The sequence below is a fragment of the Yoonia sp. R2-816 genome, from assembly GCF_046762905.1.
GTDB lineage: Bacteria > Pseudomonadota > Alphaproteobacteria > Rhodobacterales > Rhodobacteraceae > Yoonia.
In genome coordinates this window covers 44,470-60,539 of record NZ_JBKQXN010000135.1, presented here as the reverse complement: position 1 = coordinate 60,539, position 16,070 = coordinate 44,470, and the positions used below count along the sequence as shown (strand labels likewise).

At 60.5% G+C, this 16,070-nt stretch carries 14 protein-coding genes; 2 read left to right on the top strand and 12 right to left on the bottom strand.

Translation table 11 applies throughout. The features are described from left to right. The first annotated feature begins 41 nt into the window (after window positions 1-41). Window positions 42-1,775, top strand: coding sequence for a type I secretion system permease/ATPase (locus tag ACFWW2_RS03665; protein ID WP_393926279.1), 1,734 nt, complete (start codon window positions 42-44; stop codon window positions 1,773-1,775). After that, window positions 1,765-3,072, top strand: coding sequence for an HlyD family type I secretion periplasmic adaptor subunit (locus tag ACFWW2_RS03660; RefSeq protein ID WP_393926277.1), 1,308 nt, complete (start codon window positions 1,765-1,767; stop codon window positions 3,070-3,072). Before ACFWW2_RS03665 ends, ACFWW2_RS03660 begins: the two co-directional genes overlap by 11 nt. Window positions 3,073-3,672: 600 nt before the next feature. Here the strand turns inward: ACFWW2_RS03660 and ACFWW2_RS03655 are convergent. The 12 genes from ACFWW2_RS03655 to ACFWW2_RS03600 form a co-directional block, all read right to left on the bottom strand. Further along, the gene (locus ACFWW2_RS03655; protein ID WP_393926275.1) at window positions 3,673-4,011 is read right to left on the bottom strand and encodes a hypothetical protein; all 339 of its coding nucleotides are present in this window, start codon (window positions 4,009-4,011) and stop codon (window positions 3,673-3,675) included. Between the two features lie 349 nt (window positions 4,012-4,360). After that, on the bottom strand, window positions 4,361-5,836 hold the full coding sequence (locus tag ACFWW2_RS03650) for a class I adenylate-forming enzyme family protein (RefSeq protein WP_393926273.1): 1,476 nt from the start codon (window positions 5,834-5,836) through the stop codon (window positions 4,361-4,363). Continuing rightward, a complete protein-coding gene (locus ACFWW2_RS03645) occupies window positions 5,833-6,825 on the bottom strand; it encodes an NAD(P)H-dependent flavin oxidoreductase (RefSeq protein ID WP_393926271.1) in 993 nt (330 codons plus the stop codon). The genes ACFWW2_RS03650 and ACFWW2_RS03645 overlap by 4 nt, the downstream gene beginning before the upstream one ends. After that, complete coding sequence (locus tag ACFWW2_RS03640) at window positions 6,822-7,589, bottom strand: oxepin-CoA hydrolase, alternative type (protein WP_393926269.1); 768 nt, start codon at window positions 7,587-7,589, stop codon at window positions 6,822-6,824. Before ACFWW2_RS03640 ends, ACFWW2_RS03645 begins: the two co-directional genes overlap by 4 nt. Next, entirely contained in the window at window positions 7,586-8,002 is a 417-nt protein-coding gene (locus ACFWW2_RS03635; protein ID WP_393926267.1) for a PaaI family thioesterase, read from the bottom strand. The genes ACFWW2_RS03640 and ACFWW2_RS03635 overlap by 4 nt, the downstream gene beginning before the upstream one ends. Further along, window positions 7,986-9,023, bottom strand: a complete 1,038-nt coding sequence (locus ACFWW2_RS03630; RefSeq protein ID WP_393926265.1) for an acyl-CoA dehydrogenase family protein — start codon at window positions 9,021-9,023, stop codon at window positions 7,986-7,988. Before ACFWW2_RS03630 ends, ACFWW2_RS03635 begins: the two co-directional genes overlap by 17 nt. After that, a complete protein-coding gene (locus tag ACFWW2_RS03625) occupies window positions 9,020-10,219 on the bottom strand; it encodes an acyl-CoA dehydrogenase family protein (protein WP_393926264.1) in 1,200 nt (399 codons plus the stop codon). Before ACFWW2_RS03625 ends, ACFWW2_RS03630 begins: the two co-directional genes overlap by 4 nt. 11 nt (window positions 10,220-10,230) lie before the next feature. Continuing rightward, complete coding sequence (locus ACFWW2_RS03620) at window positions 10,231-11,400, bottom strand: acetyl-CoA C-acyltransferase (RefSeq protein ID WP_393926262.1); 1,170 nt, start codon at window positions 11,398-11,400, stop codon at window positions 10,231-10,233. Beyond that, the gene (locus ACFWW2_RS03615) at window positions 11,397-13,478 is read right to left on the bottom strand and encodes an FAD-dependent oxidoreductase (RefSeq protein ID WP_393926261.1); all 2,082 of its coding nucleotides are present in this window, start codon (window positions 13,476-13,478) and stop codon (window positions 11,397-11,399) included. Before ACFWW2_RS03615 ends, ACFWW2_RS03620 begins: the two co-directional genes overlap by 4 nt. After that, window positions 13,475-14,245, bottom strand: a complete 771-nt coding sequence (locus ACFWW2_RS03610; protein ID WP_393926259.1) for an IclR family transcriptional regulator — start codon at window positions 14,243-14,245, stop codon at window positions 13,475-13,477. Before ACFWW2_RS03610 ends, ACFWW2_RS03615 begins: the two co-directional genes overlap by 4 nt. Then, window positions 14,245-15,582 (bottom strand): TRAP transporter large permease, encoded by a 1,338-nt coding sequence (locus tag ACFWW2_RS03605; RefSeq protein ID WP_393926257.1) that lies wholly within the window; start codon window positions 15,580-15,582, stop codon window positions 14,245-14,247. The genes ACFWW2_RS03610 and ACFWW2_RS03605 overlap by 1 nt, the downstream gene beginning before the upstream one ends. After that, on the bottom strand, window positions 15,583-16,065 hold the full coding sequence (locus ACFWW2_RS03600) for a TRAP transporter small permease (protein ID WP_393926255.1): 483 nt from the start codon (window positions 16,063-16,065) through the stop codon (window positions 15,583-15,585). Window positions 16,066-16,070 lie beyond the last annotated feature (5 nt).

Below are 16,070 nucleotides of genomic sequence, written 5' to 3'. Positions count from 1 at the left end.
TCCGGCTCGCGTAAGATCCGTACCCCCTATCTACCCATCCTATGACACATAAAGCTAAGAATCCTTTCCGCCAGGCAGTGTGGCGGCTGCGGCGGACCTTCATCATCGTGGGTCTGTTCAGCGCGGGCGTGAACATCCTGATGCTGACAGGGCCGCTGTTCATGCTGCAGCTCTATGATCGGGTGATGTCCAGCGGATCATTTGCGACACTCCAGGGGCTGTTTGTGATCGTAGTTGTCGCCTACGCCTTTCTTGGGCTCTACGATTTTCTGCGCACCAGGCTGCTGTCGCGTGCGGGATACAGGCTGGACAAGGCTGTTGGGCGGCATGCCTACGACATCTGGGTGAGGTCCGGCGCCGATCCGAAATCTAAGCTGGCACGGCCGATGTCGGACCTGTCCACCGTGCGCGGCTTCATTGCCAGCCCCGCGATGCTGGGTTTCTTTGACCTGCCGTGGATTCCGTTCTATCTGGGAATCGTATTTATCGTGCACCCTTGGCTTGGGTGGCTTGCTACCGCCGGTGCCGGTATCGTGATCGTGTTGGCCCTTCTGAACCAATTCCTGACGCGCAAGTCGTTTGCCAAGGCGATGGCGATGGACGGAACCGAGAGCTTCTTTGTCGAACAAAGCAGACGAAACGCGGACGCGATCGTGCCCTTGGGCATGATGCGACCGCTTCAGGACCGCTGGGAAAGAATGCATGCTGACGGACTGGCCACCGGTCAGGTCGGTGGCGAACGTGCCGAAGGATTTGCAGCATCATCCAAAGCATTCAGGCTGTTGCTGCAGTCCGGGCTGCTTGCGCTTGGCGGATATCTTGCGCTGAAACAGGAAATATCGCCCGGTATGATTGTGGCCACGTCGATCATTGCGGGCCGCGCGCTCGCACCTGTTGATCAGGTCATCGGACAATGGCGCAATGTGGTTCGGGCGCGCGAAGCGCATAGGCGTCTGAAAGAAACACTGGATATCTTGGCAACACCCAAGCAATATGTCCAGCTACCGGACCCGACGGGCAAGCTGGATCTGCGGGGTGTGACCAAGTTCAACATGCTGGATGGAGCGACATCAGAACGCCCTCCGATCCTGCAGAACATTACCTTCAATCTTGAACCCGGTGATGGGCTCGGTGTGATCGGGACGAGTGCATCAGGAAAATCAACGCTGGCGCGCATCCTGGTCGGAGGCTGGATGCCGGATCGAGGTGAAGTCCGTCTGGATGGGGCCACCTACGATCAATGGGATCCCGGCGCACTGGGCAAACATATCGGCTATTTGCCGCAATCATTGGAACTGTTGTCTGGTTCTATCAAGGACAATATTGCGCGTTTCGATCCGGAAGCGTCGGATGAGGCGGTCATCGAGGCTGCCAAGATCGCTGGCGTGCATGACATGATCCTTGGGCTGCCAGAGGGATATGCGACACAAATCGGCTACGGTACCCCGCCACTCTCGGGTGGACAGGTGCAGCGGGTCGGGATCGCACGGGCCATCTATGGGATGCCCAAGGTCGTGGTGCTGGACGAACCCAATTCGAACCTTGATGCGACAGGTGACGAGGCGTTGGGCCGCGCCATCATGCATTTGCGCACAGCGGGTAGTACGGTCATTGTCATGGCCCACAGGCCAAGTGCGATTGAGGCGGTAAACAAGGTGCTGGTGCTGCGCGAAGGGGCCGTGGTGGAATTCGGCGATAAGGAAGAGGTCTTGCGCAAAGCAACACGACCGAGAGCCACCACAACGAACCAGAGGGGCATAAGGCATGTTGGCTGATACTAGCCCGGCACCAAAGCTCGGTTTGCGCTGGCCTGCCATGCTGGGAGCCTTCGCAAGTATCATTCTGCTAGCCGGTGCCGCATATTGGGCGAAAGTCACAATGATCAACGGTGCGGTCATCGCACAAGGGTCTATTGTGGTGGTCGGAAAACCAAAATCCGTGCAACATCTCGATGGCGGCATCGTCGAAGAGATTCTTGTATCCGATGGTGATGTTGTCGCCGCAAATGAAGTCATGATGCGGCTGGATTCCACGCTCCTTTCCGCGAATCTAGACATCTATCGCAACCGGCTGGCCGAGGCGATGACACGTCAGTCGCGCCTCCGGGCCGAGCAGGTCGGCAGCGACACCATTGCCTTTGATATGGATACCGCATTTCTAGACGGGGTCGACCTAGACGTTCTGCAAATCGGACAGCAGCGGGTGTTTGAAACGCGCATTGCTGTGCAAACCGGGCGGAGGGCGCAGCTGAGCGAAAAGATCAACCAGTTCCGCAATCAGATCATCGGTGTGGACGGGTTGATAGCATCAAAGCGTGATCAGCTGACGTTTCTTGAGCAAGAATTGGCAGCGGTGCAGACGTTGAATGAAAAGGGGCTGGCTGTGGAAAGCCGGGTGCTCAATCTGCAGCGCTCTCGGGCGGATCTGTTGGGGCAGATATCGGAACATCAGTCCGAATTGGCGCGGATATCGAACTCAATCCGGGATACCGAGCTCGAAATACTTCTGGCCGAAAATCAGTCCCGCGAACAGGTTGTGACCGAATTGACCGAAGTACGCAGCAGTGTCGAAGAGCTCACGCAGCAAATCCTGTCAACGCAAAAGCAACTCGACCGCGTCGAAATCAGGGCTCCTGTCGATGGCGTGGTCCATGAACTGCAGATTGTCACAATTGGTGGGGTCGTCCCCCCCGGGGCGACGATCATGCAGATCGTGCCGCGCAATCAGGGGCTGGAATTTGAAACCAGGGTTGATCCCGCATCAATTGACGAAGTGTTCGTTGGTCAGGATGTGAAGCTGACAATGACAGCCCTAAACCAGCGGACCACACCCGAACTGGCCGGCACCGTCAGTGGTATCTCAGCCACCAGCGTCGAAGATCCTGCAACGGGCATCCCGTTCTTCAGGGTGCAGGTGGTCGTGGCCGACGCGGAACTGGGTCGGATCGGTGATGTGGCTCTGGTACCAGGTATGCCCATAAACGCCTTCCTGCAAACCGGCGAACGCAGTGTGCTCAGCTATCTGACACAGCCCATGATGGATCACGTTAATAAGGCCTTCAGGGAACAATAAGGCGTTTCGTACAGAATTTGGATCGTAATCGCCCGATTTCGACCACCTGCCGAAGCAGAGGTGAACTTCTACTCCGCTCTGGAAAGATCAGACGTGACCGTATAGCTAAGATACATGAACAGCCGGCAGACCCGGCGCGGTTCGATCATACAGCAATTATCGCTTTCTCGAAGGCATCTGTGCTTTCTTGTTTTCAAAGGATGGCTGTGTTTGGTCTTTTCGGCTTTGCCTTGTGACCTGCTCCCTAGAGAGTCCGCTAATTTAGGTTAGCTCTGTCCAGGTATTGGTCCTTCATTGACCGGTTAACATATTCGGTTGGTGTCATGCCGGTGAGACTGGAATGTGAGCGGTTTTGATACCCTGATTTACGGCATGCACGTCCTTACGTAGATGGGCCAACGCCAGACGTGATTGCGTCGAGTCGCGCTGCTTCCAGTCAGTCATTTTATCATCGACAAGGGCAGCAATCGCTTGATCACGGTTTTGTCGGTCATGAACCGCACCTCTTTGGGTGTAGGCATTCAGGCTTCTGCGGTATTTCCACAGTAATCCCCCCATTTCTAATGGGGGTCATCAGTAGAATCTAAGCTACTTTTAGTTTCAGGATCGTGCCGTCTGATCCAGCGCTTTCATTATTATTGAGCGCAAAAGCAAAACGTGTTTATAGGCCTCTGCAATCTGACGGGATGCCTCCTCATCCATCTCAAGCATTCCAATATTTGAATGATAGGCAAGCTGTTTAAGATTGTTCGCGATCCGCGACTGCCCCAACAGCCCCAGGATCTGTCCCAGTGCTTCTTTATCAGCGTTCGACGCTGTCGAGCGCGTTCTGCGGCGAGATAGGGCGTCAACGAGAGCTTTCGCGTGAATGTAAGTGCTCAACGCCATACCGCCGGCGAATTCGATCAGCGTTTGGTGATCCTCAACCGCGAGACGCAAAGTCAGCGCGAGCAATCACGAGAGGTCTTGTAGCGGCGCGAAACGCTGCGACTGGTATTCATGGGAGCCGGTTGGGTTGCTGTTCCTAGGGCGTTGAAATGTTTACGAACCGTCGTCATAGCCACGGTCCTGAATGTCGACGAGACCTTGACTACAGTTGTTGTTTCGTCCCTCCTTTAGGCAACAGATTCAAGGACGCGCAGCTTGCGAGGAACATTCGGATCGCTCTCAAGATAACGCTCTCAGTCATCAAGTACTATGAGAAGATCTGAGGTCTGAGCGGGTTCCAGGTTTGTCCGATCAGCTGCACCGTTTCAAATTCTCCAGTATTGCCGAAATGCCTATGCGGTCAATCGTTTAGCAAGTTTGACAGCTTGTGTTTGAGTATCTTGCCGGTCGCGGCGGCGGGGAGCCGTTCTGTGAGGATGATCTTTGACGGGCGTTTGTAGCCTGTCAGGCGGGCGGCGGCGAATTGGCGGAGCGCGTCTTCGTCCGGCCAGTCATTCTGCGCGGCTTCGACAAAGGCATAGACTTTTTCATCGCCGTCTTCGGCATGACCAATCACCGCGCATTGAATGACTTGTGGGTGATCGTTCAAGGCCGCCTCGACCTCTGGCGGGTAGACGTTGAAACCACCGTGGATGATCAGTTCCTTCGACCGGCCCTTGATATGAAGATGGCCCACATCATCGATCATCCCCAGATCCCCGGTGCGTAGCCAGCCGTCATTGGTGAAGACCTGCGCTGTGTCATCGGGATTGCGGAAATAGCCCTGCATCACGCCGCCGCCAGCCACCAGGATTTCGCCAACGTCGTCTTCCGCACCCTGCGCCCCCAGATCCAGTTTGACCTTCACCCCGGGCGAGGGCGGACCGACCGAGATGTCGTCATTGCTGTCCGCATGCCGCGTGACGCAAACGCCCGCGCTGGTTTCGGTCATGCCGTAGCCGTTTTGTAGCGGGATGCCGTAGAACGCCTCGGCCCGCCGTTTCCAATCCGGGTCAAGTGGCGCGGCCCCTGACGAAACATAGCGCAGCGTGTCAGAGGGCAGCCGGTCATGCCCCTGTTCCTTGGTGTATTGCATGAGAAGCGCGTGCATCTGCGGGACCGCAAAAAGGATGGTCAGGCCCGATGTCAGCGCCTGATACAGCGTCGCAGGGGCAAAGCGCGGTTCAAGCCGGATCGACGCACCCGACACCATCGCCCCCATCAGCACCGACACCAGCCCGAAAACATGGCTGATCGGCAGCACACCATAAAGCACGTCACTGTCCCGCAACTGCCGGGTCGTGCGCGTCGCCTCACCCCCGAAAATCAGATTTGCATGGGTCAGCATCACGCCCTTCGGCTGCCCCGTGGTGCCGGTGGTGTATAGAACCGTGGCCACATCCGCCAACACCCCATCAGGGGCCGACGCCCGGGCCAGCACCTGCAGACCGGATGTCAACGGGACAGCGGCCAGCCGGTCGGCATGAGCCGTCGCCTCTGCCGAAATATCGGTGGTAAACAGGATCGCCGCCGGATCGGCATGGGCAATGACCCGGTCGATCTCCACCCCGCTTTGGCGGGCGTTGACCGGGATGAAAGCGGCACCAACGCGCGACACCGCGAAAATCGCAGCCAGCGCCGGGGCGCAGTTTTCCATCACGATCATCACGCGATCATTGGCACGCACGCCCAACCGGGCCAGCCGCGCAGCGATATCTTTGCTCGCCACCCCCAGATCGGCATAGCACCAGACATGGCCAAGCGTATCGGTCAGCGCGGGCGCATCGGGCTGCGCAGCAATCTGCTGGTCCAGAACGCCATGTATCAGCATCGTCATGCGGGCACCCGCACCGCATCAAGCCGGGCCAATGCCGCCTGCGCCTCCACCTCGATCTGCGCGATGATCTCGGCCATCGGTGCAACCGCGTTGGTCAGACCCAGCGCGTGCCCCGCAGACAATAGCCCCTTGGACACATCACCGGTCTGATACGCCCTGCGCCCGATCTTGCCCGACACCAGGGGCATCAGATCGGCGATGGTAATATCGGGGTTTTCCGCCTCCATCCGGGCAACGGCCTGCGTGGTGTCATTGGCAAGCGACCGGACCGTATTGCGCACCGATTGCATGGTCAGGGCGGTGTCACGTTCGCTCGCTCCGGCAATCGCCGCCTTGTAGGCGGGATGCGCGTTCAGCTCCTCCGCCACCAGCAACCGCGTGCCCAGCACCACACCCGACGCACCCATGGCCAGTGCCGCCACCAGTTGCGATCCATGCCCGACGCCACCGCCAATCAGAAACGGGATCGTCAGGTCCCGCCCCGCCATCGCCGCGTTCACGAACGACCCGATCATATCCATCCCCGGATGCCCGCCACATTCCGCGCCCACGATACTGACCATATCGACACCGACCGCCTGCGCCTTTTTGGCAAAACGCACCGCGGGCACCTTGTGGATGACGGTCAGACCAAGATCCTTCAGCAGCGGCATATAGGGTTCAGGATTGCGGCCAGAGGTTTCGACCACCGTAATCCCCTCATCCGCGATCAGCCGGAACAGATATTCAGTCCGTTCGCCGGGCACCAGTTTCGGCAGCATCGACACATTGACGCCAAACGGTCTGTCACCACACAGCCTGCGGGCACGGGCGATTTCAGCTGTCAGATCAGCATCGTCAGGAAAACTGGCCGCAGTGATAAATCCAAGGATGCCGGCATTGGCGGCGGCGGCCACATAATCGGCATCGCCCAGCCACATCAGCCCGCCCGCCAGCATCGGCAGTCTGATACCCAGCCGGTCAGTCAGCGCCGTCCGGAACAGGGTCATGACCGGAACACCGGGGGGCGTTTTTCGCAAAACGCGGCCATGCCCTCGGCCGCCTCTGGCGATGCGACGGCCTGCGCCATGCTTTCAACCTCGCGCGCCATCTGCACATCCAGCGGCTGATCGGCAGCACTCCGCAGCAAGGCGCAGATCTGCGACTGCGCCTGCCTTGGGCCTTCTGCAATCCGCCGGGCAAGGGTTTCGGCCTCTGCCAGCGCCTGCCCTTTGCGGCAAAGCCGGGTGATGCCGCCCAGATTGTTCAGCGTTTCCGCGCTGATCGGTGTGCCAAACAGACAGGCCTCCATCGCCAATTGGCGCGGCAGCAATCGAGAGAGCGCGGATGTCAGCCCGCCATCGGGGGTCAGGCCAACCTTGACATAAGCGGCTGTAAAGGTGGCGTTTTCGGCGGCGACGATCAGGTCGCAGGCAAGTGCGAACGACAGGCCAGCACCGGCGGCACCACCTTCGATGGCCGCGATCAGGGGGACAGGACAGGCATGCATGGCCCGGATCACATCATGCAACTGTTCGATCCGCGCGCGCCGCTCATCCTCTGGCAGACTGGCGCGCTGCCGCAGCTGGGTCAGGTCGCCACCGGCACAGAAAAACGGCCCGCCGGTCAGAATTACAGTGCGAATAGCCGGGGCCTCTGCGTTCTGCATGGCCGCCTTGATCGCCTCGTAAAGCTCTGGCTGGATCGCCCCGCGCCGTGCCTCCTGATTATGGATGATCAGGGCGGCATCCTTTTGTTCCAGTCTGATGCTCATGGCGCTGACACCTGTTTGTAGGTCCCGGTCGAGGTGGCAATCAAGCGCCCATCCTTATCGCGCAGTTCTGCGCTGGCTAATTTTAGTTTGCGCCCACCGCCTGTGATCTGGCCAATCGCCTCGACCGGGCCGGGGCGCGCCGGGGCGATGAAATTGACGTTCAGCGAAATGCTCAGAAACGGCTGGCGACCGCCCGGGTCCACCTGCATCGATGCCGTTGCACCGGCAGCACTGTCCAGCAGGCAACTGATGATGCCGCCATGCAGAACGTTGTGGCGGTTCAGATGATCGTCACGCACATCCAGCCGACACCGGGCGCAGCTGTCCGTGCCGGACACATCCAGCACATAACCGATCAGCCGTTGCGTGCCGGTTTCGCCGGTGATGATCAGCGGATCAGGCGCGCAGGGCAATGAACCGCTCCAGATGATGATCGGTATCGCCAAAACGGTGATCGGCCATGATGATCCGTTTGGCAAACCGGCCCAGCGCATATTCCTCGGTCATGCCGATACCGCCATGCATCTGGATCGCCTCTTCCGCAATCATCCGCCCGGCACGCCCGATCAGGTTCTTGGCGGCCGAAACATGCAGATCCCGCTGGGCAGGCGCATCATGCAGATGCCCCGCGGCCAGGATCACGGCAGAGCGGGCCTGTTCGACTTCAAGCATCATATCAGCCAGCCTGTGGGCCAGAACCTGAAAGCTGCCGATGGGCCGCCCGAACTGCTTGCGGGTCTTCAGGTAATCCTGCGTCATGGCCGCCACCGTTTCCATGGCGCCCAGCGTTTCGGCCATCTGCGCCAGCGTGGCTGCGGCCACGGCCTGCGACAATGCATCAAAGGCCTCAGGCAGCAGCGGTTCGCCCGGCGTATTCTCCAGTGTCAGCTCTGCCGCGCGGCCCCCTTGGGCAATGTCGTAGCCATGCAGCGTCAGACCGGCAGCATCGCCCGCGACGCGCCACAGGCCGATACCGGTGTGGTCATTTGCAGCGCCCGCATGACGCGCTGTGACGATGATGCTGTCGGCGTCCTCTGCCCCCACCACAACGGTTTTCTGCCCGCTGATCGCATCGCCATCCGCGCGTGTTTCAACCCAATCAAGATCGTAACGCGCGCCCAATTCGCCATGCGCCCAGGCCAGTTTTTCAGTCCCCGCGATGACATCGGCTATGTCGTGCCCCGCCGCTGTCAGCAGCAGACCGGGCACCAACGCGCGGTCGATCATCGGCAGGGCCACATCAGCGCGCCCCAGCTCCTCGAAAACCACTGCGATGTCGAAACCCGTACCGCCGAAACCACCAGCACCCTCGCTGAAAAGCGCGCCGATCACACCCAGTTCGGCCAATGCCGCCCATGGATCGTTTGCTGTCGCCAGCGCCTTGCGCAGCGTGTCCTGCAGCATGCGCTGTTCATCTGTCAGATCGAAATTCATGTCGCGTCCCGCATCATGTGTTTGGCGAAAATCTCGCGCTGGATCTCGTTCGAGCCGCCAAAGATCGACAGTTTGCGGTTGTTGAAATAGGCACCCGTCACATTGCCCGCGTCAAACGGATCAGGCAGTGTCATGTTGGTCCCTTCGATCGCTTCGGACGCAAAAGGCATGGCATGTGGCCCAACCGCGCGGCGGGCCAGATCGGTGATTTCCTGCCGGATCTGCGTGCCCTTGATCTTTAAAAGCGAGCTTTCCAGCCCCGGCGCCTGCCCGGCAGCGGCCTTGGACACAATGCGCAGATTGGTCGTGGCCATCGCCATCAGGTCGATTTCGACCTGTGCGACACGGGCCGCGAAATGCGGGTTTTCGATCAGAGGGCGCCCGCGCATCCGCACCCGGCCCGCGATCCGTTTGACCGCATCCAGACCGGCCCGCGAAAACCCGACACCCGCGATATTGGTCCGCTCATGGGTCAGCAGATATTTGGCATAGGTCCAGCCCTTGTTTTCCTCACCCACCAGATTTTCGACCGGCACACGCACATCCGTCAGCCAGACCTCGTTCACCTCGACCGACCCGTCGATCAGGGTGATCGGGCGCACTTCGACCCCCGGCGCTGTCATGTCGATCAGAAGGAATGAAATGCCTTCCTGCTTCTTGGCCTCCGGATCAGTGCGGACCAGGCAGAACATCATGTTGGCGTATTGGCCCAGCGTGGTCCACGTCTTTTGCCCGTTGACGATATAATGGTCACCGTCGCGCACCGCACGGGTGCGCAGTGCAGCCAGATCGCTGCCTGCCCCCGGTTCGGAATAGCCTTGCGCCCACCAATCCTCACCGCTCAGCACGCGCGGCAACCAATGCGCCTGCTGCGCCTCTGACCCGAATTTCTGCAAGACCGGCCCAAGCATCGACAGCCCGAAAGGCACGATCCGCGGGGCATTGGCCATCGCGCATTCTTCTTCGAAGATATAACGCCGCACGGCCCCCCATTCCGCTCCGCCAAAGCGTTTGGGCCAGTTCGGCGCAAGCCAGCCACGCGTATTCAATTTCGCATGCCAACCATCGTAATCGGCCTTTTTCAGCGGCTGCGACAGGCGGACCTTTTCCGCCAGTTCTTGCGGCAGGGCCTCGGCCAGAAAATCGCGCAGTTCGGCGCGGAATGCTTCGTCTTCGTCGGCAAATGTCAGGTCCATGTCTTGGCCTCTCAATAAATCTCGAACAGACCAGCGGCACCCATGCCACCAGCGATGCACATGGTCACGACGCCCAGCTTTGCACCCCGCCGCCGCCCTTCATGCAGCAGATGCCCGGTCAGACGGGCACCTGTCATGCCAAACGGATGGCCAACAGAAATCGACCCGCCATTCACGTTCAGCTTGTCAGGATCGATGCCCAGTTGCTGCTGACAATAAAGCGCCTGACTGGCGAACGCCTCGTTCAGTTCCCACAGGTCGATATCATCGACCGTCAGTCCGTGCCGTTCCAGCAGTCGGGGCACGGCAAAGACCGGGCCGATGCCCATCTCCTCCGGTCCGCAGCCCGCCACGGCAAACCCCTTGAACGCGCCCAAGGGTTCCAGCCCGCGCCGCTCTGCTTCGCCCGCGTCTATCATGATCAGGGCCGCAGCACCGTCCGACAACTGGCTGGCATTGCCGGCCGTGACAAAGCCGCCATCGCGCACCGGTGCCAGCCCCGCCAAACCGTCAAGCGTCGTGCCCGGCCGGTTGCATTCATCGCGGTCCAGCGTAACCTCGCGCTCGTCAACCTCTCCGGTTTCCTTGTCCTTGACCGCCATCACGGTCGTCATCGGCAGGATTTCCCTGACAAAGCGTCCTGCTTCCTGCGCGGCCGCCACCCGTTCCTGACTGACCAGTGCAAAGGCATCCTGCTCCTCGCGCACAATACCATAACGCTCCGCCACCAGATCGGCGGTTTCGATCATCGTCATGTAAAGCTGCGGCATTGTCTGCGCCAGCGCGGGTTCCGGCACACGCCGCACATTCGGGATGACCAGCGAAATACTTTCGACACCCCCCGCAATCTGCGGGCCAGCGCCATCCATGATCGCCTGTGCTGCGGTGGCCACCGCCTGCAAACCACTGGCGCAGAACCGGCTGACCGTCTGCCCAGCACTGGTCACAGGCAGCCCGGCGCGCAGCGCGCTTTGCCGCGCAATGTTGCCACCGGTCTCGCCCTCAGGATAACCGCAGCCGATCACCACATCCTCGATCATATCGGGCGACAGCCCGGTCCGTTCCAGCAACCCGGCAATCACATGGCCGGTCATGGTCGCGCCATGGGTGCGGTTCAGCGACCCCCGATGCGATTTGGCAAGGCCGGTGCGGCCTGCATCCACGATCACCGCTTGTTTCATGCGCCGGTCTCCTTGTTCAGATCGTCAAATTCGCGGCCATCGGCCACCAGTTGTTCCAGCAGCGGGGCGGGTTGCCAGAAATGGGCATCCTCCTGCGCGAACACATTGATATCGGCGAGGATCGTGTCCAGCCCCTGCAGATCCGCCCATTTCATCGGCCCGCCATGATAACGCGGAAACCCGTAACCCAGCAGTAGCGTGACATCGACATCCAGCGGACGGCGGGCAATGCCTTCGCCAACCACCTTCGCCGCCTCATTGACCATCGCCGCCATGTAGCGGCGCAGAATCTCGGCCTCGTCAAACGCCCTTGGGGTGATCCCCAGAGCCGCGCGTTCCGCATCGATCAAGGCCACCACATCAGGATTTTCGACCTTGTTGCGCCCGTCATAGACATAATAGCCACGGCCCGTTTTCTGACCGAAATGCCCCTGTTCGCACAGACGATCCGGATAGGTCGGCACCCGGTCCTTTGGATGCCGGGTCGGCGCAAGCCTTTTGCGATTGGCCCAGCCGATATCCAGCCCGGCCAGGTCGGCCACCGCAAACGGACCCATAGCAAAGCCGAACTCTTCCATCACCCGGTCAATCTGAAACGGCGACGCGCCGTCCAGCACCATGTGATCGGCGGCCGTCCGATAGCTTGACAGGATACGGTTGCCGATAAACCCGTCACAGACCCCGGCGCGCACCGCCGTCTTGCCCAGCCTTTTGGCCAGCGCGAACCCGGTCTTGACCACATCCGGTGCGGTCTTCTCACCGACAACAACCTCCAGCAAACGCATCACATGGGCAGGCGAAAAGAAATGCAGCCCGATCACATCCCCGGGCCGGCCAGTGACATCCGCAATGGCATCCAGATCAAGATATGACGTGTTGCTGGCCAGAATGGCACCGGAACGGGCAACCTGATCCAGCCGGGTAAAGATCTCGCGCTTGACCGCGAAATCCTCAAACGCGGCCTCGATAATCACGTCGGCGGTGGCAAGCGCATCGTAGTCCGTCCCGACCTGCAGCACCTCATCCATCAACCGGTCATACGCGTACTGACTGATCTTGCCGCGCTTGACCGCGCCTGACAGGTTGCCCGCGATCCGCGTGCGCGCCGCCGTCGCGGCATCGTCGGACTGTTCGATCAGCGTCACCTGCAGCCCCGCCAACAGCGCGGCAGTCGCAATGCCTGCACCCATCGTGCCGCCACCGATCACGCCGATCCGGTCAAATGCCCGTGGGCCGACACCCTCAAGCTCCGGCAATTTGGACACCTGCCTTTCCGCAAAGAACGCATGGATCAGCCACTTGCGCTGATCGGTTTGCATCAGAGTCTGAAACAGCCGCCGTTCCTCGGCCAGACCGTCATCAAAGGTCATGCGCGCCGATGCAGCGATGGCATCGACCGCCGTAACCGGCGACAACTGACCGCGTGCGGCCTTGGCCACCCCGGCCTTGGCGGCAGCAAAATCCACCGGTTCAGGCGGGGCAATGTTGCGCACGGGGCGCGGCGCGGCACCTTTGCTGATCAGCGCGCGGGCATAGGCAAGGCCGAGTTCGCGCGGTGTGCCGCTGTCTACACGGTCGACAATGCCTGACTTCAGCGCTTCTTCTGCCGAAACAGGCTTGCCGCTTGTGATCATTGCAATCGCCTTGGCATAACCGGTCAGACGCGGCAGGCGCTGGGTACCGCCAGCACCCGGAATGATTCCAAGCGTCACCTCTGGCAGGCCGAGTCGCGTACCGGGCACAGCCAGCCGGTAGTGGCAGGCCAGCGCCACCTCCAACCCGCCACCCAGAACGGTGCCATGCATGGCGGCAATCACCGGGATCGGACATGCCTCGATCTGGTCGCAAACGGCGGGCAGGATTGGATCCACGGGCGGCTTGCCAAATTCGCGGATGTCGGCGCCGGCAAACCATGTGCGTCCTTCGCCATAGATCACAACGGCCTGCGCGCCATCAGCGACGGCGCGTGCAATCCCATCACTCAATCCCTGCCGAACAGCGGCGCCCAGGGCGTTCACCGGCGGATTGTCTACCGATAGAACGGCGATGCCGTCGACATATTCATACTGCACGGTCATGTTGCACCTGTCATCGCTTCGTCCAGCAGGCGAGCGCTGCCGGTTTTCATTTCCAGATCGCGGATGATGTCACGCAGGGCCGGGCCGACCTCTGCGGTGATCCGCTCATCCGTCAGGGTCTCTGGCACGGCGCCGCATGTAAAGACCACAGGCTCGCCCAGATCGCTGGCGAAATAAGGGCGGGCCACGGCGTTGATCGTGTTAGCGAAGCGTTTGTCCCGGTTCACGAACGTGAAGCCTTGCCGTGCCAATTGTGCCCGTCCGGTCGCGCGCTGTTCGATCAGCACATCATCCGGTCCCATCGCGTCGAACTTTCCCTGGTTGAGTGCCGCGACGAAGGCCTGTCCGGTAGAAGACCCGGCCAGCGGCACGCGATTGCCCTCTTCTAGCCAGATCGATGACGCCTCTTGCGGTCGCCATGTGCGGACCAGCGTCATGCTGGCACCGTCACGGACGGCCATCAGCACCAGCGTTTGGGTGCGGTCGGCAAGATTCTGACAGGCCCCGCCCACCATATCAAGAAACGAAGTTGTCGCATTTGCCACGCTCGCCATGGAAAGTGCGGCCGGACCGAACCGCAACAGATTGCCGTTCTGGCTCAGATACCCCAACTCGCGCAGGGTATAGGTCAGCCGTGTCACCGTCGCGGGCGACAGGCCGGTACGCTTGACGATCTGGGCATGGGTCAGCCCGTCATCGCTGACCCGAAAGGCGCGCAGCACCGACATCCCCCGTGCCAGTGTATTGGCAAACTTGCGGTCACTCATCACATACCCCCCGGGATCCAAAGCGAGATGATGGGAAAGCACATGATCAGCAGAAGAACAATGAAATCAACCGAAAGGAACCGGGCAATCCCCGCAAATATCCGCTCCAGCGGGGCGTCCTTGCCCACGACACTGGCAATCACAAACACGTTCAGCCCGACGGGTGGGGTGATCAGCCCGATCTCCAGCAGTTTGATGACCACAACACCGAACCAGATCAGGTCAAGCCCGTAACCCTCGACCAGCGGGATCACCAGCGGCAGGGTCAGCACCATGATCCCGATAGGATCCAGAAACATGCCCAGCAGCAGATAGATCAGCGCAATCGCGGCCATCAGGGCGAAAACCGACAGATCGGCAGAGGACACCAGCGCGACCAGTTGCGGGGCAACCCCGGTCAGCGCGATGAAGGCCACGAATATCTTGGCCGCCGCCGCGATGATGAAAATACTCGCGGTCTGGATGCAGGTTTCCTTCATCGACACCCACAGATCGGCCAGGGTCAGACGGCGCTGCGCAAACCCGATGGTAACCGCGGCGGCAACGGACACCGCCGCCGCCTCTGTCGCTGTGAAAATGCCACCGTAGATGCCGCCGACGATAGTCACAAACAGCAGGACGGCGGGCCATGCGGCGATGGCTGCCTTCTGGCGGTCTGTTGCGGAATATTTGATGTCTGTCATCGGCGCGATGGACGGGTCGCGCCGCACCCAGACGGCGACAACCAGCACGAAACCGGCGAGCGTCAGCAGGCCAGGGAGAATGCCCGCAAGGAATAGCTTGGACACCGATGTTTCGGTGAAAATCCCATAGATGATGAACAAAACCGATGGCGGAATCAGCGACCCCAAGGTGCCGCCCGCCGCGACCGAGGCTGTGGCAAGGCGGTTGTCATACCCCATGCGCAGCATTTCTGGTGTGCAGATGCGCCCCATGGTCGATGCGCAGGCAATCGAACTGCCGGTGATCGCCGAGAACCCGCCGCATCCGACGATGGAGGCCATGGCGACACCGCCGCGCAGATTGGTCATCCAGACCTTTGCGGCCTCATAGATATTCGTCGTAATTTGCGCGCGATAAGCGATATGCCCAAGGGCCACGAAAAGCGGGATCATGGACAGATTGTAGTTGTGGATCAGATCGAAGGCGTTCGAGAAGATCATCGAAGTCGTCGGACGAATGGCACGGTCAGGCGCGAAGTCTCCGGTGCGCAGGGCGAAGACGAAGAAGGTGCCGATGATCGCCGCGCTAGCCATGGCAAAGGCGATCGGCACTCGCAGGGCCAGCATCAGCAGAACAGCAGAAAACGCGATCAGCCCGATTTCGGAGGGATCCATCTATCCCACCTCTGTCCGGCGTACGAACGCGCGCGTATCCTCGACCAGCACGACCACCAGACGCAACCAGCACACGGCCAGTCCAATGAAGAAAGCCAGTCTGCCGGGCCATTTGGGCAAGGACAGATCGCCGAAAAAGAAACTGCCATTGGTGGCCGTCGTGGCCAATTCGCGCCAAGCGGCATAGACCAGCGGTGTCAGGGCGATCAGCCCGACTACCCAGCCGAACAGGATCAACCCCTCCTTGACCCGCACCGGCAGCTGGTTGACCAGTACCTCGACACAGACGTGGGCCCGCGCCGCAGTGACCGCTGCCAAAGGCAGTACAATTGCTGCCACCATCAATTCGCGCACGATGACCACACTGTCGGGTAATGACGTGCCGAACAGGCGCAGGATCACGTTGACCGTGATCATGGCCCCCATCAGCAGCACCGCCAGGGCCGCGAGCCCCAGCAATATGGTTTCAACGCGTTTGAGCATGCGCG